Genomic DNA, 20954 nt, shown 5'->3' on the forward strand with positions numbered 1-20954 from the left:
ATTCGACCGACTCCTCCCGCATGACACCCGACGAGCGCCGCGCCAGCGCCTCACTGGCCCTGGTGTTCGCGCTGCGCATGCTGGGCCTGTTCATCGTGCTGCCGGTGTTCGCGCTCGAAGCCGCGCGCCTGCCCGGCGGCGACGATCCGGCGCGGGTGGGTTTTGCCATGGGTCTGTACGGGCTGACGCAGGCGTTTTTGCAGATCCCCTTCGGCACCGCGTCCGACCGCTTCGGCCGCAAGCGCACCATCGTCGCCGGCCTGCTGCTGTTCGCGGTGGGCAGTGCCATCGCCGCCTGGGCGCCGGACCTCACCTGGCTGGCCGTCGGCCGCGCGGTGCAGGGCGCGGGCGCCATCTCGGCCGCGGTCACCGCCTTTCTGGCCGACGTCACGCGCGACGCCGTGCGCACCAAGGCCATGGCCATGGTCGGCGCCAGCATCGCGCTGATGTTTGCGCTGTCGCTGGTGATCGCCCCGCTGCTGGCCGGCTGGGTGGGCCTCTCGGGCATCTTCACCATGACCTGCACGCTGGCGCTGCTGGGCATCGCCGTGGTGCTGTGGGTGGCACCACCCGAGCCGGTGGTGCACAAGCCGTCGGACATGCAGCAGGTGCGCGGCGGCCTGGGCGAGGTGCTGCGCCACGCCGGCCTGCTGCGGCTGAACCTGGGGGTGTTCGTGCTGCACGCGGTGCAACTGGCCATGTGGATGGCGCTGCCCGCGCTGCTGGTGGACGCCGGACTGGCCAAGGCGGACCACTGGCAGGTCTACCTGCCCGCGGTGGCGGCCTCGCTGCTGGTCATGGGCGGCGTGCTGTTCCCCATGGAGCGCAAAGGCCGGTTGCGCGCGGCCTTCCTGGTGTCCATCGGCCTGATTCTGGCGGTGCAGCTGGGCCTGTGGGCCGTGGCCGGCGCGGCACCGGGCCTGTGGACCCTGGGCGGCCTGCTGTTCGTGTTCTTCATCGGTTTCAACATGATGGAAGCCAGCCAGCCCAGCCTGGTGTCCAAGCTGGCGCCGGCCCATGCGCGCGGCGCCGCGCTGGGGGTCTACAACACGCTGCAGTCGGTGGGTTTCTTTGTCGGCGGCGCCGTCGGCGGCTGGCTGGCCCGCACCCAGGGGCCGACTGGCCTGTTCGCCGCCTGTGCGGTGGCGACGCTGGTCTGGTTCGTGGTGGCCTGGCCGATGAAGGCGCCCGCGCCGAAGGGCTGAAACACCGTTCCGGACTCAGCTGGCGCCGTCCGGCGGGGGCGCGGTTTCCTTCGCCTCCCGTGCGCGGGCCTGTGCTTCGCGCAGGGGCCGCATCATCAGCCCCGACAGCGTGCTGTAAAGCGGGCGGCTGATCAGACGCGCGATCAGGCTGGCGATCATGGCCGAGGCCATCAGGCTCAGCACCATCGGACGGCCGTCGATCATCTCCATCACGATGATGAACGAGGTCAGCGGCGCCTGCGTGGCCGCAGCCAGGAAGCCGGCCATGCCCATGGCGATCAGGCTCGGTGCCAGGGTCTGGAACTGCGCGCCCGCCACCAGCTGGGCCATGTCGTGGCCGACGCCGGCACCAATGGACAGCGAGGGCGCGAAGATGCCGCCGGGCACGCCGCTCCAGGTGGTCAGCCAGGTGGCGACGAATTTGAGCAGCACATACAGACGGGACGCGTCGCTCTCGCCGGCCAGCATGCGCCGCACCTCCTCGGCACCGGCCCCGAAGGTGGCGCCATCCGTGACCAGGCCGATGACGGCGATCAACAGCCCGCAGCCGGCGGCAAAGCGCACCGGATAACGCTTGCGGAACGCGCTGAAGCGGTCGGGCATGCCCGCCGCCGAGGCGGCCAGCAGCCGCGCAAACAGGCCGCCGAGCACACCACAGGCGATGGCCACCGACAGGCCGGGCAGCAGGGCGCCCCAGCCCAGCCGGGTCACGGCCACCGAACCGAAATAGCTGAGGTTGCCAAAAGCCGAAATGCTCACCAGGCCTGCCAGGACGATGGCCGCGATGATCAGGCCGCTGTTGCGCGACTCGAGTTTCTTGGACAGTTCCTCGATGGCGAACACCACGCCGGCCAGCGGCGCATTGAACGCTGCCGCGATGCCGGCCGCCCCGCCGGCGACCAGCAGGGCGTGATCGTTCATCCCCGAGCCGGGGCGCAGCCAGCGGCGCGCGTTGTGCATCACACCTGCGGCCACCTGCACGGAAGGCCCCTCGCGCCCGGCCGAGAGGCCGGCGAGCAGGCTCATGGAGCCGAGCACCATCTTGGCCACCGTCAGGCGGATCGACACGAACCGCTGGCGCATGTCGCGCGGCAGGTGGGGGTCGAGGGCCGTCATCACCTGCGGAATGCCGGAGCCGGCGGCGCCGGGCGCGAAGCGGCGTGTGGCCCAGACGATGAAGGCGGTCAATGCCGGGGTCCAGATCAGGACCGCCCAGGGCGACCGGGCATGCAGGTGCGCGAACCACTCGAAGGCGGTTTCGCTCATCAGGGTGAAGATCACCACGCACAGGCCGGCGGCAACGGCATAGGCCAGCACGATCGACCGGTCCAGCCAGCCCCGTCCGTCCGACAGCTCGTCCTGCAGGTTCTGGAAAAAGTCCGGCTCACCTTTCATGGGCCCCGCAGTGTAGAAGCAAGCGTGCCCCCGGCCGGTTTATCTCAGTTCACAGGTCGTCTTCGCGGGTCGGACGGCGGGGAAGAAGGGCACTTGCGGCACAATGTCCGACCGCCCCGGCGCCGTCGCGGCGCCTGGTTCCAGTTCAGCAGGGTTCATCCATGGCATCCGTCAACAAAGTCATCCTCGTCGGCAACTGCGGCCGCGACCCCGAAATCCGTTACCTGCCCTCGGGCCAGGCGGTGGCCAACGTGAGCGTGGCCACCTCCAGCCGGCGCAAGGACCGCAACAGCGGCGAGACCATCGAAGACACCCAGTGGCACCGCGTCACCTTCTACGACCGCCTGGCCGAAATCGCCGGCGAATACGTCAAGAAGGGCCGCCCGATCTACGTCGAAGGCCGCCTGAAGTACGGCACCTATGTGGACAAGGCCACCGGCGTGGAAAAGAACACCGTGGACATCATCGCCACCGAACTGCAGCTGCTCGGCGGCCGCGAAGGCATGGGCGGTGGCGACGAGGGCGGTGGTGGTGGCGGCTACAGCCGTCCGGCCGCCGCTCCGCGCCAGGCGCCCGCGCCCCGTCAGGCACCGGCCCCCGCTCCGGCGGCCGCCCGTCCGGCCAGTGGTTTCGACGACATGGACGACGACATCCCGTTCTGATCCGAAGGAGACGGCCCCACCGCTCACCAGGCCCGCTCCCTCTCCGGGGTGCGGGCTTTTTTGTCGGCTCGGCGCCGTATCCGGGTTCAAGTCCGGGGGCGAACTGCCGAGGTAACAGGCTTCATTTGGGTCATCGCATGCATCAGGAACAGCACGTGCTTCGGCAGGGCCTGCTCGAGCTGGCCGGCGACACCTCGGTCGGGCTGCGCTGCTGCGAGAACATGGTGTCCCGGCTCGGGCGGCTGCTGGGCGTCCGGTACGTGTTCGTGGGGGTCATCGGCCCGGGGGAGGACCAGACGGTCCACTCCCTGGCCACCGCCATCGGCGGCGCGCTCTCGCCCAACTTCAGCTACGACCTGTCGGGCTCTCCCTGCGAAAGCATCGTCGGCAAAGGCATGTGCGTCTACTCCGGCGACGTCTGTGCCGAGTTCCCGGAGGACGCGCTGCTCAAGGAGATGGGCGTCAGCAGCTACCTGGGGGCGCCCATCTTCGACACCCAGGGCCAGGGCATCGGGCTGCTGGTGCTGCTGGACGACAAGCTGCTGCCCGACTCCGCGGAGCTGCGGGCGCTGGTCCAGATGCATGCGGCGCGGGCCGGGGTCGAGATCGACCGCATGCGCTACGAGCAGCGGCTCGAATCCCTGTCGGCCTCGCTGACCCAGGAGGTCGCCCGGCAGACGGCCCATCTGGAAGAGGCCAACCGGCAGCTGGCCTCGTTTGCCTACTCCATTTCGCACGACCTGCGCACGCCCCTGCGGCACATGATGGGCTACGGCGAGCTGATGCTCGGACTGGACAGCGTCGGCCAGGACCCCGAAGCCCGAAGCTGTGTCGAGGCCGTGCTGCAGGCGGGGTCGAAGATGGCGGTCATGATGGAGGCGCTGCTCGACTACTCGAGCAACCGCCAGGCCGAGCCCCGTTGCCAGTGGGTCGACCTGCCGGCGCTGCTCGCGGACATCGCCGCCCAGCTGGTGGGCGGCGCCGACCGGCTGCCGCGGCTGGAGTGGCCTGACGAGGCGCGGGTGTGGGCCGATCCGGCGCTCATCCGCATCGTGTTCCAGAACCTGCTGGGCAACGCGATCAAGTACAGCAGCAAGCACCCCAGCCCGCGGGTCTCGGTCACCTGCAGCGCAGGCATCGACATGGACGAGATCGCGGTCGAGGACAACGGCATCGGGTTCGACATGAAGCACGCCGACCGTCTGTTTGGCGTGTTCCAGCGGCTGCATGCCGAAAGCGACTACCCCGGGCACGGCATCGGGCTGGCGAACGCCCTGGGCATCGTCCGGCGGCACGGCGGGCAGATCGGCTTCCACGCCCGCCCCAACGAGGGTGCGCGGTTCGTGGTGTCGCTGCCCAGACCGCCGCAGACCCGGGGCTGAGCCGCCTGTGCCGGGCCGGGTGACAGAGGGGTTTCGGCACAATCGCGCCATGGACACCGCCCACCCCCTGCTGCCGACCAACGACCCCCTGCGCGAGATGCTGCACAACGAGGTGCACGCCCGCCCGCCGGCGCGCATCCGGCTGCCGGCGCTGGTGGTGTTCATCGCCGTGACCAACGATGGCGTGAGCCGTGAGCAGGAGCTGGCGCACCTGCGCCGCCTGCCGGGCCAGCAGGACCTGCAGGCCGAACAGCTCAGTGGCAGCTTCCTGCGCCTGCGGCTGCCGGGCTACACGCTCAAGTGGGAACGCCACACCGAATTCACCCGCTACTCGCTGGTGCAGCCGCTGCCCGAAGGCGCGCAGCTGGGCGCCCGCGACCCCGAACTGCTCTCGCACATCGTGCTGCCGGCCGACTGGCTGGCCGGCATCCCCGGGCGCACCATCGCCGCCATCAAGCTGGTGATGCTGCACGGCGACCTGGCGGACCCGCACGAGGCCCTGGCGCAGGGCCGCACCTGGCTGGGCGAACACACCGTGGTGGCCTCGCTCATGGGCAACCAGTCCCATTCGATGGTGATCACCGACCTGATGCTGCGGGAGTCCGGCTACGAACGCATCCTGGTGGTGGCGCCGCCCGACACCACCGAAACCCGGGCCGGCCGCATCTCGCAGCGCCTGCTGGAGATCGAGACCTACCGCCTGCTGGCGCTGCGCGGCCTGCCGGTGGCCAAGCAGCTCGGCCCGTTCCTCTCGCGCTGCGAGGCGCAGCTGGCCGACATCACCGCCCATCTGGAGAGCAAGAGCGCCACCGACCAGAGCCTGCTCGACACCCTGGTGTCGCTGGCCGCGGGGGTGGAGCGCGCCATCGCCGAACACGCCTACCGCTTCTCGGCCACGCGGGCCTACGACGGTCTGGTGGCGCAGCGCATCGCCGAACTGCGCGAGCAGCCGGTGCCGGGCACCCAGACGATTGGCGAGTTCATGCAGCGCCGGCTGTCACCGGCCATGGCCACGGTGCAGGCCACCGCGCAGCGCCTGGCCTCACTGTCGGAGCGCATCACCCGCACCAGCGCCCTGCTGCGCACGCGGGTGGACATTGCCACCGAGGTGCAGAACCAGCAGCTGCTGGCCAAGCTGACCCGGGGCCAGGAACTGCAGCTGCGCCTGCAGAGCACGGTGGAAGGTCTGTCGATCGCGGCCATCTCGTACTACGTGATCAGCCTGATCCTCTACCTCGGCAAGGCGGGCAAGGAGATCGGCCTGCCCATCAAGCCGGAGCTGCTGGCCGGCGCGGCGATTCCGCTGGTGCTGTGGTCGGTCTGGTGGACGACGAAGAAGATCCACGAGAAGCTGCACGCGGATCATTGAGCCCCTGCGCCAACCTGGCGGCGCGGGGCGTTCAGCTGCACCCGTTGTGCTGCTTCCACAGCGTCTCATGGCCGATGGCCTTGGCGAAGGCCGGCACCTGGCATCGTTCGGCGTCGGCCGCTGACGTCTCGCCCGGCGTGGGCTTGAGGCCCATCTCTTCCAGCGTCGCCATGTCGTCAAAGCCCTGCAGCGGGCCGGTGCGGTCGACCCAGCCCTTGGCCGCCACGAGCACGGCGGCGAAGGCCAGCAGCACGGCCGCCTGCGGCAGCGGCAGGCCCCAGCCCTTCTTCTGCGCCGGCAGCTCGCACACCCCGCCCGGGCACAGCTGGGCCTGCTCCTTGTGGAACAGGTTGTAGAGCTTGCAGCCCAGGCAGATGCCGAAGGCGGTCTCGAAGAACATCAGCAGCAGGCAGCTGCCGCAGATGAGCATGTTCAGCGGCCCCATGTAGCGGTTGAACACCATCAGGTACAGCATGGCCAGGCCCAGCAGCAGGCCCAGGCCCCAGGCGAAGCGCTTCTGCGGCGCGCCCACCCATTCCGGCGCCTGGTGGCGCACGATCCAGCCGCCGGCGATCATGCTCGGTGCCCAGCGCGGGTTGAGCATGCGCAGTGTCATGTCGACCAGGAACACGATGATGAACAGGCGCGTGTACTGGAAGTTGCCCAGCAGGAAGGAGTGCATGAACGACACCACGGCCGGGAAGAACAGCAGGCCGGCGGCGGCGCGGACCATGCGCTCGTTGACGACGCGGACCGGGTAGCCCTCGACCTGCTCACCGAAGGCGAACAGGCTGTTTTCAAGTTTTTTCATGCATGCATCCTGATATTTGAATGGATACCTGGAACTCTAGACCGATCAGGACGTTCCCGCCACCGGGTTTCTGGCGGGGGGCCGGCGTGGGGTGGCCGTGGTGGGACGCACCCCCGCCCCACGCACCTCGATGCGCACCCGGTCCAGCACCTCGCCGCGGGCGTTGAGCAGTTCGATCTGGTGTTTGCCCGGCCAGGGCATCCACGCCACTTCTTGGCCCTTGCCCAGCGGCTGACCGTCGATGCGCCATCGCACGTGGCCGGCCTCGGCCCGGAGCGTCAGGCGCTGGTGGGCCGGCGGGATGTCGGGGTCGAGGGCGAGGATGGTGCCGGTGGCCGGGCTGAGGATGCGCGGGCGCAGTGCCGGCGCGCCGCTGTCGCTGTCCGTGCCCAGGGCGAACAGCGGCTGTTCGGTGCCGGCGATGAACCACTCGCGCCGCGGCGGTTCCAGCTGCTGGCCGAAACGCACGGCCTGCGCCACCACGCCGGCCGGCGGTGTCGGCGCGCGGCTGGGCTGGCGTTCGTGCAGCCAGCGCATCAGGCCGGCCCAGACCGGCGCCGCGCCGGTGGTGCCGCTCACGTCGCCCATGGGCGCGCCGCTGGCGTTGCCGACCCAGACGCCCACCGTGTAGCGCTGCGACCAGCCCACCGCCCAGTTGTCGCGCATGTCCTTGCTGGTGCCGGTTTTCACGGCGGTCCAGACGCGGGTGGCCAGCAGGCTGTCGGTGCCGAAGGTGGCGGCCCGCGCATTCGCGTCGGACAGGATGTCGCCCACGATGAAGGCAGCGCCGGGGTCGAGCACCGCCTCGCTGCGCACCGCCAGGCGCGGGCCGGCCAGCAGCGGCGCGACCGGTGCGTGGCGGCCCTGGTTGGCCAGCGTGCGGTAGGCGTTGGCCAGCGAGAGCAGGCTCACCTCGGGGCTGCCCAGCGCGAGGCCGAGGCCGTAGTAGTCGCCGCTTTCGCGCAGCGGCAGGCCCAGGCGCAGCAGCTGCACTGCGAAGTCCTCGGGCGAGACCATGGCCAGCGTGCGCACGGCCGGGATGTTCAGCGAGGAGGCGAGCGCGGTGCGCACCGAGACCCAGCCGCGGAAGTGCCGGTCGTAGTTCTGCGGGATGTAGAGGCCGCCCGCGGTCGGGATGTGCGTCGGCGCGTCCTCGATCAGCGAGGCCGCGCTCAGGCGCTTCTCGGCGAGAGCCTGGGCATAGAGAAAAGGCTTGAGCGTGGAGCCGGGCTGGCGCAACGCGGTCACGCCGTCGACCTCGGCCGCCTGGCTCAGCAGGCCCGACGAACCGACCCAGGCCAGCACCTCGCCGCTGGTGTTGTCGAGCACCACCACCGCGCCGTCTTCGACGCGCCGCCCCAGCAGCGAGCGCAGCTGGCGCTGCAGCAGGGTCTGCGCCTCGCGCTGCAGCGGCGCCCAGAGCGTGGTGCGGACCTGTGCCGGCACCGCGCGCGTGCCGGCCTGCTGGCGCCATTCCGCCAGCGCACGCCGCGCCGCGTGCGGGGCGTCGCCCTCGCTGGCGGCCCAGCGGCGGTCGCGCAGCACGCTGCCGGCCAGCAGCCGCACCGACAGGCAGTCGGCCTTCGCACCCTGGGCACGCGCCATGGCCTGCTGCACCTCGCAGGCGCGTGCGGCCACGCGCTCGGGCGCGGCGTTGGGCGCGCGCACCAGGGCGGCGGTGATCGCCGCTTCGTCCGCGTTCAGCCCGTGCGGCGCCTTGGCGAACAGGCTGCGCGCGAGCGCGTCGACGCCGACGATCTCGCCGCGGAAGGGCACGCGGTTGAGGTAGGCCTCCAGGATCTGGTCCTTGCGCCAGCGCGTCTCCAGCCACTGCGCCCACACCGCCTGCCCGGCTTTCTGCGTCCAGCGGCGGCCGTTGGCGCCGGCCTTGAGGTCGCTGTCCAGCAGGCCGGCCAGCTGCATGGTGAGGGTGGAGGCGCCGCGCGTGCGCGTGTTCCACAGGTTGCCCCAGGCGGCGGCCGCGACGGCCTGCCAGTCGACCCCCCTGTGTTCGTAGAAGCGCCGGTCCTCGCTGTAGACCAGGGCACCGCGCAGCGCGGGCGAGACCTCGGGCAGCGCGACCCAGGCGCCCTGGCGCACCGTCGGGTCGGTGCGCTGGCGCTGCAGCAGCTCGCCGTGGCGGTCGAGGAAACGGGTCTCGGAGGTCGGGTGCGCGGCCTTCACCTCGGCGAAGCTGGGCAGAGCCGCCGCCGGCAGCGCGCAGCCCCCGGTCAGCAACACCACCAGCAGCGCCCGGCGTCTCACTTGGCCTCTACCTTCATGGGCGCGTTGGGCAGCTCGCCGAACGTCTCGGGCGCGTACATCGCCTCGATGCGCGTGGGCGGCAGCGCGAATGTGCCCACGTTGTTGAGCCGCACCGTGTACTCGGTCTTGAAGCGCCCGGCCGGCAGGTGGTCGTAGTAGCTGCGGAAGGCCTCGAAGCTGCGCTCCTCGAACACCGGCCAGCCGCTGCCCGAGCGCTTCTCGCCCGCGGTCGCGATGGCCGAGTCGCGGCCCAGGCCGCTGCCCAGCAGGGTGGCGCCGCCCGGGATCGGGTCGCTGAGCACGACCCAGGTCATGTCGGTGCTGGCGTTGACTTCGATCGTGACGCGCAGCACGTCGCCCCGGCTGTAGCGGCCGGCCACGGCCTGCTCGACCGGTGTGATGGTCTTGGTCACCGTGTAGCCGGCCGAGACCGGCGCCTTCAGCAGCGTGGCCGCCAGCGCCTGCAGCGTGACCCAGGGCTTGCCGCTGCCCTGGTGCTGCACCACCAGCGACGCGGCGCCGTCCTTGGGCCAGGCGAGGGTGGCGGCGTTGTTGCGCCACGGGCCGGTGGGCGCGTTGGGGTCGGCCTTGACGGGGCCGACGGTGGCGAAGCCCGCGGCCATCGGCGCCTTGGGATCGGCGCGCGACACCTTGCTCCAGTCGACCGCGGCGCTGGCGGCGCCCAGCGCGGCGCGGGTGCTGCCGGTCACCGGCACTGCCTCGAACCGCGCCGAGAACTTCTGCAGCGCCAGCCCGCCCCAGAGGTTGGCGGTCGTCGTCGACCAGGCGCCGCGCTGCTGGCGGCCGATGAAGCCGCTGGCGATGCGGCCCATGTCGTCTTTCCAGGCCGGGTCGTCCATCACGGCGAGCAGTAGGCGCGCGGTGTTGACGTCACCGTTCTGCATCAGCCACCACCAGCGGTCTTCGGCCTCGGTGCTGAAGACCAGCTTGGTGCCCTGGTACGACAGCCGCGCGCGCAGGATGTTGTTCGCCTCGGCCAGCTTCTCGTCGCGTTTGGGAATGTCGTTCACGCGGCGCAGCACGTTGAGCCAGTCGATCACCGCGTGCGTGGGCCACTGGTTGGGCGCGATCTCCACGCTCTGCAGCAGGCGCGCATTGGCCCGGCCGTGGCGCGAGAGCGCTTCCACCGCGGCGAGCTTGCGCAGGTTCAGGTCCTGGCGCGGGCTCCAGAAGCCGCGCTCGATCTTGCCGGTAACGAAGTTCTCCAGCCCGCGCAGCATGGCCGCGCGCGCCGTATCGGGCAGGGTCCAGGCCAGGTCGAGCGACGCCGCCTCGTGCGTGGCCGACAGCAGGTAGGCGGTCAGGGTGTCGCTGCCCGAGGGACGGTCGCCATCGCGCGGCGGGAAGTAGTTCGCCAGGCCGTCGCTGTCCAGGTAGGTCGGCAGCTGCGCCAGCACGGTCTGCCAGAGCTTGGCGTCGCGCAGGCCGATGGCCTTGGAGGTCTTCTGCTCCAGGCAGGCGAAGGGGTAGTTCACGAACCACTCGCGCACCGCCGGCAGGCCCTCGGCCAGCGTGGGCTGCAGGCTCATGCGGAGGCCGCCGCGCAGCGCGCCCTGGGCGTCGGTCAGCGCATCCGACGGGGTCGCCACCGGCACGGTCAGCGGGCCGTCGAGCTGGGCCAGCGAGGCCTGCCGCACCGTCAGCGGCACGGCCGGCAGCACGCGCTGGCTGAACTTGGCGGCATCGCGCGCCTGGCCGTTCTGGTCTTGCGCCGTGACCTCCCACAGCAGCGCCTCGAAGCGGCCCAGGCCCAGCGGCACCGGGGCCGTCACGTCCCAGGCCACCTCGCGGGTTTCGCCAGCGGGGATCTCGACCGTCTGCGCGGGCGTCTCGACCAGGGTCGCGCGCGCGCTCACATTCACCTTCATCGGCCGCGCCGTGGTGTTGCGCAGGCTGAACTGCGCCATGAAACGATCGCCCTCGCGCACCAGCGGCGGCAGGCCGCTGATGATCTGCAGGTCCTGGGTGGCGCGGAACCTGGCCTGGCCGGTGCCGAACAGGCCCGGGCCCGAATCGGCGATGGCCACCACCTGGAAGCTGCTGATCGCGTCGTTCAGCGGCACCTTCACCGTGGCGCGGCCCTGTGCATCGAGCACCACCGAGGGCTGCCACAGCAGCAGGGTGTCGAACAGCTCGCGCGTGGGGCTGTGGCCGCCGCCACCGCCGGCCGGGATCGCCTTGCGGCCGTAGTGGCGCCGGCCGATGATTTCCATCTGCGCGGTCGCGGTCTCGACGCTCCAGTTCCGCCGCTGCCACAGGCCGGCCAGCAGGTCCCAGCTGTCGTTCGGTCCCAGCTCCAGCAGGGCCTGGTCCACCACCGCCAGCGCCACCTCGGCATTGGCCGCGGGCTGGCCGTTGGGCAGCCTGGCCTGGATGCTGACCTGTGCGGTGCCGCGCACCGGGTAGGCCTCGCGGTCGGTGGCGACGCTGACTTTGATCTCGTGCGCCGCCGTGCCGACCTTCAGCTCGGCCACGCCCAGCCGGTAGGCCGGTTTGCTCAGGTCGACCAGCGCGGTCGGCGCGACGTATTCCTTGCCCTCGTACCAGAAGGCGGTCCACCACTCGCGCGGCGCCTGGTAGCCCCAGGTGAAGAAGCTGTACCAGGGCACCTCGCGCAGCCGCCCGCGCAGCGCCATCACGCTCACGTACACGTTCGGTCCCCAGCCGGGTTCGACCTTGAGGTCGATGGTCGGGTCTTTGCCGTTGAGCTGCACCACCCTCGTGTCGATGATGCCCTCGCGTTCGATGCTGACCAGGGCGGTCGCGAAGCGGAACGGCATGCGCACCTGCAGCCGCGCGGTCTCGCCCGGCTCGTAGCGCTTCTTCTCGGGCACCACGTCCATGCGGTCGTGGTCCTCGCCGCCGAACCAGAGTTCGCCCTGGCGCGTGACGTAGACCGAGGCGGCGCTCTGGTGGCGGTGGCCCTCGCGGTCTTTGGCGACCACGGTCAGCTCGACCTCGCCCGCGTCGTCGAGTTCGGCCTCGCACAGCAGCAGGCCGCGCGCGTCGCTCTTGCCCGAGCAGACGCTGCCCAGGTCCTTGGAGGTGGTCTTGTTGTCGTAGGTGTAGAAGCCGCCGACCATGCGCTTTCGCGTGGTGGTCGTCGTCCGGACCGAGGCGCGCACCTCCAGCAGCACATCGGCCGCCGGCTTGCCGTCCAGCGTGAGCGCCAGCGCCTGGAAGCGCGCCTGCTGCCGGGTCGAGACCCAGCCTTCGGTCCTGATGCCCGCGACCACCGCGGCCGGCCAGAGCGTGGTGACGTGGCGCAGGGTCTGGGTCTCGCCGTTGGGGTCGGCGTAGCTGGCCTCGATCAGCAGCTGCTGCGGCGCGGTCACGGCCGGCAGGTCCTTGATCTGTGTGCGGCCGCGGCCGTTCCTGTCCAGCGTCAGCGGCAGCTTGTCGGCCACCAGCTTCTGCGCTGCGTCGGCGCCGTCCTCGCCCTCGTCCGGGCTGCCTTGCGAGCGGTCGGCAATGCGCGGCGGGTCGAAGCTGAAACCCTCGTAGCCGGGGAAAGACAAGGACTTGCGGCGCATCAGCGCTGACACCTGGGTGGCGAGGTTGCCTGCGCCGCCGCCCGAGAGGTAGCTCACCTGCAGGTCGACCGGCGTGGCCGTTGCCGCCACCAGCGGCTTCTTGTCGTTGGCGCTGAGCAGGCCCTGCAGCACCGGCAGCCGGAACTCTTCGACCCGGAACTGCGCGCTGTCCAGGATCTCGGTGCCCTGGCGGCCCAGCGACTGCGAGAGCTGCACCGTGTAGACGCCCAGCCGCGCCGAGGGCGGGATGGCGAATTCGCTGGTGGCGCTCAGGCCGCCGGTGGGCGTCTTGCGCCAGGCCACGGGCTGGCGGAACTCCTGGCCGCTGCCCTGGTGGGTGATGACCAGTTCGCCACTCTTGAGCTCGGGCACGTGGAAGCCCTTCATGTCCTCGGTGCGCAGGAAGTGCTTCATCGACAGCGTCTCTCCCGCGCGCAGCAGGGCGCGGTCGAGCACGGTGTGGGCGCGTTGCGTGGCGCTGGACAGGTCGCCGGTCGGCAGATCGAAGCGCCAGGCCTCGATGCCGCGGTTCCAGTCGCTCCAGGTGAAGGCCAGGTCGTCCACGCCGTCGGCCGACTTGGCGCGCGCGCTGACGAACCAGGCGCCACCGTACTCGCCGTCTTCGGCCTCGCCGTTCTGGCACACCGGCGCCCGGCCGGGGAGGCCGTCGAGCTTCACCACACCCTGCGCATCGGTCTGGCCCTTGGCGACCGGCTTGCCGCGGCAGTCGGAGACCTGCACCGCCGCGCCCGCGACCGGTTGGCCCTTGTCCAGCGTGGTGACCCAGGCCAGCGCGTTCTCGCGCCCGAGCTTGAAGTGCACGCCCAAGTTGGTCACCAGCGCCGAGCTGCGCACGTACATCGTGCGGCCCTCGCCGTGGCGCTCGTCCAGCAGCGAGCGGCCCAGCCGCGGCGAGGCGATCTCGACCACGTGGAAGCCCGGCTGCAGCGGAATGCCCACCACCTCCATCGGGCGCGGGTCGCCCGCCGCCGCCTGGGGCAGGTCCAGCGGCTTCACGCCCGGCAGGCCCTGCAGCAGGCCGAGCATGCGCGACTCGACCCAGTCCTGGTTGTCCTTGTCGATCACCTTGGGCAGCGGCGTCTTCGCCCACTGCGCGGCCAGCTTGCGCTCCACCGTGCCCCCGTGGAACGTGGCGACGCGCTGGTACCAGGCAATGATGTCGGCGTCGCTGGAGAGCCGGAGGTCGCTGACCTTGCTGCCGGACACCACCAGGCCCAGGGCCTTGAGCTCGGGCTCGACGTTGCGCACGGTGATGGGCAGCAGGGCGGTGCCGCCGGGTTCGGCCAGCCGCTCGACCACGCCGAAGGGCGCGGCCGCGAACTTCACCAGCGGCGGCATCAGGCCGGTCGCCACCTTGAGCGGGAACTGGCCGGCGTTGGCCGGCGCGCGGCCCGAGGCGTCGACCAGGCCCTTGGGCAGCTCCACGGTGTAGCTGGCTTTCTCGGTCAGCGTGGGCGCGAAGTCCACACCGTCGACCGCATCCTCGCCCTGCGCGCCGTCTTCCAGTTTGGGCGTCAGTGCCTCGCCGCCGGCGGCGGGCCTGAGCCGGATTTCCATCGCCTGCTGGGCGGTGACCGGGGCGTTGAAGCGCAGCGACATGCCGCGCAGCGGTAGGCAGGGCGACTGCGCGTTCTCGCGCTCGCAGCTGAAGGTCACCTTGAAGGGTTCGCGCACGGTGAAGTTCAGGCGCTGGTCCTGGCGCGTAGCCACGCCGCTCGGTGTCGCCACGCCCTTGCCCAGCACCAGCTTCACCTTGGCGGCGGGTGTGAGCTGGCGCTGGCAGGCCAGGGCCACCACCTGGTCGGCCGGAATGTCCTTGCGGTCCCAGCCGCGCGCCCGGACCAGCTGGTCGCGCTCGGTGCCGGTGATCAGCTTGACCGCGATGCGCTCGCCCAGCCCGTCCATGCCGCACCAGGCGTGGGCCTGCACGCTTTCGGGCGCCACCGCGCCGTTGAAGCGCAGCAGGAAGTACTGGCCTTCTTCGATGGTCTGGCCGTCGGACGGGGCGCTCTGGCGCAGCGCCGGGCCGCCGGTCTCGAAAGCGAAGCGCTGCGGGCCGGTCAGCGGCCGGCCATCCAGCGCCACAAAGCCCGGCGCCACCTGCAGCGTGCACTTCACCCCCGGCGGCAGCATCTGCTGGAAGTCGTGCACCCAGCGGCGGTCGTTGACCCAGCGGCCGGTGCCCGCCGAGGCCTGGGGCTCGTTGCAGCTCAGCTGCAGCGGCGCCGCCGCGTTCGGGTTGCCGAAGGCCACCGCGGGCGCGTCGAAGGTCGCCACCACCTGCCGCACCCTGGCCACTTCGCCCTGCGGGCTCAGGCCGGTGATCTGCACCGCCCACGCACCGCCGGCCGCCGCCAGACCGAGACCCACCAGCGCACCGCGCAACCCGAACACCATGCCGCCACCCCGACCCCTGTTTGGATGGGATGGAGCCTAACGCAGATGCCCCGGCGTGGGCAGTCCCGATGGACCGCCCCCGGTGCTCATTCGAGGGACTTGAGCTTGCGGTAGAGCGAGCGTTCGCTGATGCCCAGCTTGGCCGCCAGCGCGGCGCGGTTGCCCCGGTGCTCGGCGACGATGGCGCGCAGCGTCTCGCGGCTCGCGGCCCGCACCGTGTCGCCGGCCGTGGCCGGTGCCGACGGCCCGGTCGTCGCGCGGCCTGGCCGCCGGCCGATGGCGATGGCCTCGTCGACGTGCGAGGCCTCGATCACCTCGCCGTCGCACAGCAGGGCGCTGCGCTCCAGCAGGTTGCGCAGCTCGCGCACGTTGCCCGGGAAGGGTTGTGCCTCCAGCCGCTGCATGGCGGCGGGCGACAGGCGCAGCCGCCGCGGCGCCGCCACCCGCTCCAGCAGGGCCGGCGCCAGCAGGGCCAGGTCGCCCGCGCGCTCGCGTAGCGGCGGCAGCGGAATCGGGAAGGTCGAGAGCCGGTGGTACAGGTCTTCGCGGAAGCGCCCCTCGGCCATCATCCGGTGCAGGTCGCGGTGGGTGGCCGAGACCACGCGGATGTCGGCGTGGCGCGGCTCGGTGCTGCCCACGCGCCGGTACATGCCGGTCTCCAGCAGGCGCAGCAGCTTGACCTGCATCGGCAGCGGGATGTCGCCCACCTCGTCGAGGAACAGCGTGCCGCCGCTGGCCGCCTCCACCAGGCCGCCCTTGGCGGTGGTCGCGCCAGTGAAGGCGCCGCGCTCGTGGCCGAACAGCTCGGACTCGAACAGCGTCTCGGGCAGGCTGGAGCAGTCCACCGGCACCAGCGGCTTGCTCGCGCGCGGGCTGGCCTCGTGGATGGCGCGCGCCACCAGCTCCTTGCCGGTGCCCGACTCGCCCAGCAGCAGCACCGTGGCCGGTGCGGGCGCCACGCGCGCCACCAGGCCCAGCATGCGCTGGAAGGCGGGCGAGCGGCCGATCAGGCCCTGCGCTGCCGGCTGGCCCTGGGCCACGCGCAGCGGCTCCATCTTCTCCACGAAAAAGGCCGGCTGCCCGTCCTCGCCCGGCAGGGGCGAGAGCTCGATGTTCACGTACTCCTCGCCGCGGCGCGTGTGGTGCAGGTGCAGCACGCGCTCGCGCTGGCCGGAGATCCTGGACTGCGCCAGCGGGCAGGACTCGCCGGCCTGGTCGCAGGGCACGGCGAAGTGGTGCGAGACCTCGTAGCAGCGCCGGCCGACCACGCTGCGCTCGGGGCTGAACTGGCGCCGGTAGGCGGCGTTGGCCGCCAGGATGCGGTACTGCGCGTCGAACAGGATGTGCGGCTCGGGCAGGCCTTCGAGGAAGGCGGTGAGTTCGGGCAGGGGTTTCATGGATGGACCCGCTGGGTTGGGGGGTATCCGGGATTGTCTGCCAGATCTGGCAGACAAGGCAGTCCCGGCGGCGCGGCGCCGGACCCGCAGTGGCGTGCAAGTGCTTGTTGGCAAAGGCGTTGGCGGGCCAGACGCGGCTGGCATGGATCTTGGAACGCTCGGTGCTCCGGACCCGACCCGACCCTATGAGTCTGCGCATCCTCTACGACGAACACAGCGGCGCACTGAGCTACCTGCTGGCCGACGAAGCGGCGCACGAAGCCGCCCTGGTCGACCCGCGCAGCGGCGACCGGCCGGTGCTGATGGCCCTGCTGGACGAGGCCGGCCTGCGCCTGCGCTGGGTGTTGCGCACCCACGAGCACGACGGCCACGATGACCAGCCGCCCGGCGAATTCGGGCGACTGCTGCACCTGGGGGCGCCGGTGGTGCAAGGCGCCCGGCGCGAGGGCGTGTGCAGCGTGGCCGACGGCGAGCGGCTGCCGCTGGGCGCGGGCTTCGTGCAGGTGCTGCACACGCCGGGACACACCGCCCATTGCCAGAGCTACCTCTGGCAGGACCGCGTGTTCTGCGGCGACCTGCTGACCGTCGACGCCTGTCCGTGGCAGCCCGGGCCGGCCCAGCCGCCGGCGCTGTGGGACAGCGTGCAGCAGCGCATCTTCACCCTGCCCGACGAGACCCTGCTCTACGCGGGCCACGCGCGGCGGGCGAGGGTGGTGAGCACGGTGCTGGAGCAGCGGCGCTGGAACCCCCATTTCGCCGGCCTCACCCGCGACGGATTCTTTGCCCGCATGGGCTCCATGGCCGTCCAGAGATGACACCGGCCACTTCCAGAATATGAACCGCGTTCCCCAACTTCCGCACAGGAGGACATGACCACCACCGACCACAACCCCGACCACTTCCCGCTGCTCGACAACGAGCTGGACCTGCTGACCGATCTGGTGCCCCTGGCGGGCCAGCGCATCATCGAACTGGGCTGCGGCAACGCGCGGCTGGCGCGTGAGCTGCTGGAGCGCCATGCGGACAGCGAGGTGGTCGGCCTGGAGGTCGATGCGGTCCAGCACGCGAAGAACCTGTCGCAGCCCCGGGAGCGGCTGCAGTTCCTGTCCGCCAGCGCCGAGGCCGTGCCTTTTGCGCGCCAGCGCTTCGACGGCGCCCTCATGCTCAAGTCGCTGCACCATGTGCCCATTCCCGCCATGGACCGCGCGCTGGCCGAGGTGGCGCGGGTGCTGCGCCCGGGCGGCTGGTTCTATGTGAGCGAGCCGGTCTACGGCGGCGCCCTCAACGACATCGTGCGCCTCTACAACGACGAGGGCGTGGTGCGGGCCGCCGCGCAGGCCGCGCTGGACCGCGCGCTGGCCAGCGGCGCCCACTGGGAGGCGGCCGCCGAGCGCCGGTTCGCCCAGCCGGTGCACTACCCCGACTGGCCCAGCTTCGCCCAGCGCATGCTCTACCCGAGCTTTGCCGACCACCAGATCACGCCGGAGATCGAGTCCCGCGTGCGCCGCGCTTTTGAGCCGCACCTCGGTGCGGACGGCGCCCGCTTCGTGCGCCCCATGCACGTGCGCCTGCTGCGCCGCAGGCGCTGAGGCAGCGGTCGCTCAGATCTGGGCCGCGGGGTCTGGCGCCGGCTCGTCCAGTGCGCTGATGGCCTGGTGGTGCGTGAGGAACACCCGTCCCGAGAGCCGCTCCAGGAAGTCGCTGCGGTGCAGGCGGTCCATCACCGGCCCCTTGACCTCGCTCAGGTGCAGCCGGATGCCGGCCTCCTGCAAGGTCCGGTGAATGCTGCGCAGGCTCTCCAGCGCGCTGGCGTCGATGTCGTTCACCGCGGTGCACTGCAGCACCACGTGGCGCACGCCGGGGTGGGCGGCCAGCTCGGCGGTGATGCGGTCCTCCAGGTGGCGCGCGTTGGCGAAGAACAGGCTTTCGTCCACCCGCAGGCCCAGGATGTGCGGGCGCGTCACCACCTGGTGGCGCAGCACGTTGCGGTAGTGCTCGGTGCCGGGCACGTTGCCCACCACGGCGATGTGCGGGCGGCTGCTGCGCCAGATGTGCAGCGCCAGCGAGGCGATCACGCCCACGGTCAGGCCCGTGACCAGGTCGACCAGCAGCGTGACGGAGAAGGTCAGGGCCTGGGCCGCGAAGTCGGCGCGCGCGTAGCGCCAGTTCAGCGGGAAGCTGCGGAAGTCGATCAGCGAGCCCAGCGAGATCAGGATGGTCGCGGCCAGCACGGCCATGGGCAGGTCGTGCAGCCAGGGCGTGAGGAACAGGGCCGTGAAGGCCAGCAGCGCCGCGGTGATGATGCCGGCCGCGGGCGTGCGGCCACCGCTTTCGGCCACCACCGAGGTGCGCGAGAAGCTCGCGCCGACGGCGAAGGCGCCGGTCAGGCCGGCCGCCAGGTTGGCGCCGCCCATGGCCCGCATCTCGGCGTTCACGTCGATGCGCTCGCGACGCTTGGCGGCCATGCCCTGGGCGATGGAGATCTGCTCGATGAAGGTCATCACCGCGATCAGCAGCGCCGGCACCATGAGCGCCCGCACGGTGGACATCGGCAGCTCCAGCAGCGGCGCCAGCACCAGGCTGGGCAGGCCCTGCGGAATCTCGCCCACCACCGCCAGCCCCTGCTCCGGCCAGCCCAGGGCCGTGGTCAGCGCGATGGACAGCAGGATCACCAGCAGCGGCGAGGCCTTGCCCGCCAGGTCCGCCGCCACCGCCGGCACGCCCAGGCGGCACAGCAGGGGCTTGAGCCAGCGCCGGGCCGCCCACAGCGCCGCCAGCGCGCCCAGGCCCACGGCCAGGGTCAGGCCATGGACCTCACCGAAGTGTGCGGCCAGGCTGCGGGCGAAGCCGGGCACGTCGTCGCCGCTCAGGGGCATGCCCAGCACGTGCTTGAGCTGGCTCATGCCGATCAGCAGGCCCGAGGCGGTGATGAAGCCCGAGAGCACTGGCTGGCTCAGGAAGCTGGCCATGAAGCCCATGCGCAGCGCGCCCATGACCAGCAGGGCCAGGCCCACCATCACCGCCAGCACCGCGCTCGCGGCGATGAAGTCGGCGCTGCCCGCGCCCACCACCGTGCCCACCGTCGCCAGCGACATGATGGACCGCAGCGCCGAGGGCCCGGGGCCCAGCACCGTGCTGCTGCCCATGAGCGCGTAGATGACCATGGGCACGATGCTGGCGTACAGCCCGGTCACCGGCGGCATGCCGGCCAGCATGGCGTAGGCCAGGCTCTGCGGGATCAGCAGCAGCGTGACGACGGCCGAGGCCGTGAGGTCGGCGGCCAGCAGCGGGCGGTTGTAGGTCCGGCCCCAGCGGAGGATGGGGAACCAGTCGGTGAGGGTGGAGCGCATGCGGGCAGGCGGAGCGGGTGGTGGTGGCGGTATTTTCAGGGACGGCCGATAAACTGGCGGCCACCCCGAACCCCGCGCCGCCCCGGCGGGCGAACCACCACCACCACCACAGGCCTCCCCATGGAACTGCGTCAGCTGCGGTACTTCGTGCGCATCGTCGAGCTGGGCTCGATGAGCCGCGCCGCGACCGACCTGGACCTGGTGCAGTCGGCCCTGAGCCAGCAGATCACGCGACTGGAAAGCGAACTCGCCACCCGCCTGCTCCACCGCACACCGCGCGGCGTGGCGCCCACCGAAGCGGGCGTGGCCTTCTTCCGCGAGGCGCAGCTGACCCTGCGCCACGCCGAGCAGGCCACGCGCGCCGCGCAGCAGGCGCGGCTGTCGGGTTCGGTCTCGGTGGGGCTGGCGCCCACCACCTCGGCGGTGCTGGGCCTGCCGCTCATGCAGGCCATGCGCGAGCGCTACCCGGACGTGCGCCTGCACATGGTCGAGAGCATGTCGGGCCACCTCACCGCCATGCTGAACGCGCGCCAGCTCGACCTGGCGGTGCTGTTCGACACCCGGCTGCACCAGACCCGGCAGGACGGGGGCGGGCGGGGCTGGAGCGTGATGCCGCTGCTGGAGGAAGACCTGTTCCTGGTGCAGCGCGCGGGCGCGCCGCACCTGCCGGCCGAGATCGCCATCGCCGACCTGGCCGGGGTGCCGCTGATCCTGCCCACCGGGCCGCACGGCCTGCGCAGCACGCTGGACACGGCCTTCGCGGGTGCCGGCATTGCGCCCAGCGTGGTGCTGGAGGTCGATTCGCTGGCCATGGTCATGGCCGCGGTGGACGCCGGCCTGGGCGCCACGCTGCAGCCCTGGGCGGCGCTGGGGCGCTACCCGGACGCGGCGCAGCGCTTCCAGTGCGCGCGCATCACCGACGCGCCGGCGCGCCGCGTGAACCTGCTGTGCAGCCTGTCGGACGACGAGCTCTCGCCGGCTGCGCTGGCCGCGCGCGTGGTGCTCAAGGACTGCGTGCGCACGCTGCTGGGCGAGGGCCGCTGGTCCGGCGCCACCGCGCTCGCGGCATTGCCCGACACCCATCACAACCCGTGATACCCCCATGACGCGGGCCCGCTGCACAGCGGGCGACGGTCTTCCTACAGT

At 71.6% G+C, this 20954-nt stretch carries 13 protein-coding genes; 7 read left to right on the forward strand and 6 right to left on the reverse strand.

Annotation, left to right across the window (positions count from 1 at the left end; all coding sequences use genetic code 11):
- Positions 1-20 precede the first annotated feature (20 nt).
- Positions 21-1205 (forward strand): MFS transporter, encoded by a 1185-nt coding sequence (locus BC358_RS21080; RefSeq protein WP_079367440.1) that lies wholly within the window; start codon positions 21-23, stop codon positions 1203-1205.
- A 15-nt stretch (positions 1206-1220) separates the two neighbouring features.
- Here the strand turns inward: BC358_RS21080 and BC358_RS21085 are convergent, their stop codons facing one another.
- A complete protein-coding gene (locus tag BC358_RS21085) occupies positions 1221-2600 on the reverse strand; it encodes a chloride channel protein (protein ID WP_079367349.1) in 1380 nt (459 codons plus the stop codon).
- Positions 2601-2761: 161 nt separating this feature from the next.
- Between BC358_RS21085 and ssb the strand changes: the two genes are divergently transcribed.
- The 3 genes from ssb to BC358_RS21100 all read left to right on the forward strand — a co-directional run bounded on the left by ssb (position 2762) and on the right by BC358_RS21100 (position 6013).
- On the forward strand, positions 2762-3262 hold the full coding sequence (gene ssb / locus BC358_RS21090) for a single-stranded DNA-binding protein (RefSeq protein WP_079367350.1): 501 nt from the start codon (positions 2762-2764) through the stop codon (positions 3260-3262).
- Positions 3263-3399: 137 nt separating this feature from the next.
- Positions 3400-4644, forward strand: coding sequence for an ATP-binding protein (locus BC358_RS21095; protein WP_079367351.1), 1245 nt, complete (start codon positions 3400-3402; stop codon positions 4642-4644).
- A gap of 49 nt (positions 4645-4693) precedes the next feature.
- Positions 4694-6013 (forward strand): DUF3422 family protein, encoded by a 1320-nt coding sequence (locus BC358_RS21100; protein ID WP_079367352.1) that lies wholly within the window; start codon positions 4694-4696, stop codon positions 6011-6013.
- Between the two features lie 31 nt (positions 6014-6044).
- Here the strand turns inward: BC358_RS21100 and BC358_RS21105 are convergent, their stop codons facing one another.
- From BC358_RS21105 to BC358_RS21120, 4 genes are all read right to left on the reverse strand, one after another.
- A complete protein-coding gene (locus tag BC358_RS21105; RefSeq protein ID WP_066156953.1) occupies positions 6045-6824 on the reverse strand; it encodes a DUF4395 domain-containing protein in 780 nt (259 codons plus the stop codon).
- Between the two features lie 45 nt (positions 6825-6869).
- Positions 6870-9089, reverse strand: coding sequence for a penicillin-binding protein 1C (gene pbpC, locus BC358_RS21110; RefSeq protein WP_079367353.1), 2220 nt, complete (start codon positions 9087-9089; stop codon positions 6870-6872).
- Positions 9086-15061, reverse strand: a complete 5976-nt coding sequence (locus tag BC358_RS21115; RefSeq protein WP_079367354.1) for an alpha-2-macroglobulin — start codon at positions 15059-15061, stop codon at positions 9086-9088. The genes pbpC and BC358_RS21115 overlap by 4 nt, the downstream gene beginning before the upstream one ends.
- Before the next feature lie 86 nt (positions 15062-15147).
- Entirely contained in the window at positions 15148-16458 is a 1311-nt protein-coding gene (locus BC358_RS21120) for a sigma-54-dependent Fis family transcriptional regulator (RefSeq protein WP_179130118.1), read from the reverse strand.
- Positions 16459-16643: 185 nt separating this feature from the next.
- Between BC358_RS21120 and BC358_RS21125 the strand changes: the two genes are divergently transcribed.
- Entirely contained in the window at positions 16644-17273 is a 630-nt protein-coding gene (locus tag BC358_RS21125) for a hypothetical protein (protein ID WP_079367355.1), read from the forward strand.
- Positions 17274-17327: 54 nt separating this feature from the next.
- Positions 17328-18047, forward strand: a complete 720-nt coding sequence (locus BC358_RS21130) for a class I SAM-dependent methyltransferase (protein ID WP_179130119.1) — start codon at positions 17328-17330, stop codon at positions 18045-18047.
- Positions 18048-18059: 12 nt separating this feature from the next.
- On the opposite strand, the gene BC358_RS21135 is transcribed toward BC358_RS21130, so the two are convergent.
- Positions 18060-19808 carry a SulP family inorganic anion transporter gene (locus BC358_RS21135; RefSeq protein WP_079367356.1) on the reverse strand — a complete coding sequence of 583 codons (1749 nt, stop codon included), beginning with the start codon at positions 19806-19808 and terminating at the stop codon, positions 18060-18062.
- Between the two features lie 120 nt (positions 19809-19928).
- Between BC358_RS21135 and BC358_RS21140 the strand changes: the two genes are divergently transcribed.
- On the forward strand, positions 19929-20903 hold the full coding sequence (locus BC358_RS21140) for a LysR substrate-binding domain-containing protein (RefSeq protein ID WP_079367357.1): 975 nt from the start codon (positions 19929-19931) through the stop codon (positions 20901-20903).
- The last annotated feature ends 51 nt before the right edge of the window (positions 20904-20954 follow it).

The sequence above is a fragment of the Hydrogenophaga sp. H7 genome, from assembly GCF_002025745.1.
Lineage (GTDB): Bacteria > Pseudomonadota > Gammaproteobacteria > Burkholderiales > Burkholderiaceae_C > Hydrogenophaga > Hydrogenophaga pseudoflava.

Coding starts and splice junctions, on each gene's coding strand:
- BC358_RS21120 (WP_179130118.1), bottom strand. CDS start 16,458: ATGAAACCCCTGCCCGAACTCACCGCCTTCCTCGAAGGCCTGCCCGAG.
- BC358_RS21095 (WP_079367351.1), top strand. CDS start 3,400: ATGCATCAGGAACAGCACGTGCTTCGGCAGGGCCTGCTCGAGCTGGCC.
- BC358_RS21130 (WP_179130119.1), top strand. CDS start 17,328: ATGACCACCACCGACCACAACCCCGACCACTTCCCGCTGCTCGACAAC.
- BC358_RS21115 (WP_079367354.1), bottom strand. CDS start 15,061: ATGGTGTTCGGGTTGCGCGGTGCGCTGGTGGGTCTCGGTCTGGCGGCG.
- BC358_RS21080 (WP_079367440.1), top strand. CDS start 21: ATGACACCCGACGAGCGCCGCGCCAGCGCCTCACTGGCCCTGGTGTTC.
- BC358_RS21085 (WP_079367349.1), bottom strand. CDS start 2,600: ATGAAAGGTGAGCCGGACTTTTTCCAGAACCTGCAGGACGAGCTGTCG.
- BC358_RS21135 (WP_079367356.1), bottom strand. CDS start 19,808: ATGCGCTCCACCCTCACCGACTGGTTCCCCATCCTCCGCTGGGGCCGG.
- BC358_RS21125 (WP_079367355.1), top strand. CDS start 16,644: ATGAGTCTGCGCATCCTCTACGACGAACACAGCGGCGCACTGAGCTAC.
- BC358_RS21100 (WP_079367352.1), top strand. CDS start 4,694: ATGGACACCGCCCACCCCCTGCTGCCGACCAACGACCCCCTGCGCGAG.
- BC358_RS21140 (WP_079367357.1), top strand. CDS start 19,929: ATGGAACTGCGTCAGCTGCGGTACTTCGTGCGCATCGTCGAGCTGGGC.
- ssb (WP_079367350.1), top strand. CDS start 2,762: ATGGCATCCGTCAACAAAGTCATCCTCGTCGGCAACTGCGGCCGCGAC.
- BC358_RS21105 (WP_066156953.1), bottom strand. CDS start 6,824: ATGAAAAAACTTGAAAACAGCCTGTTCGCCTTCGGTGAGCAGGTCGAG.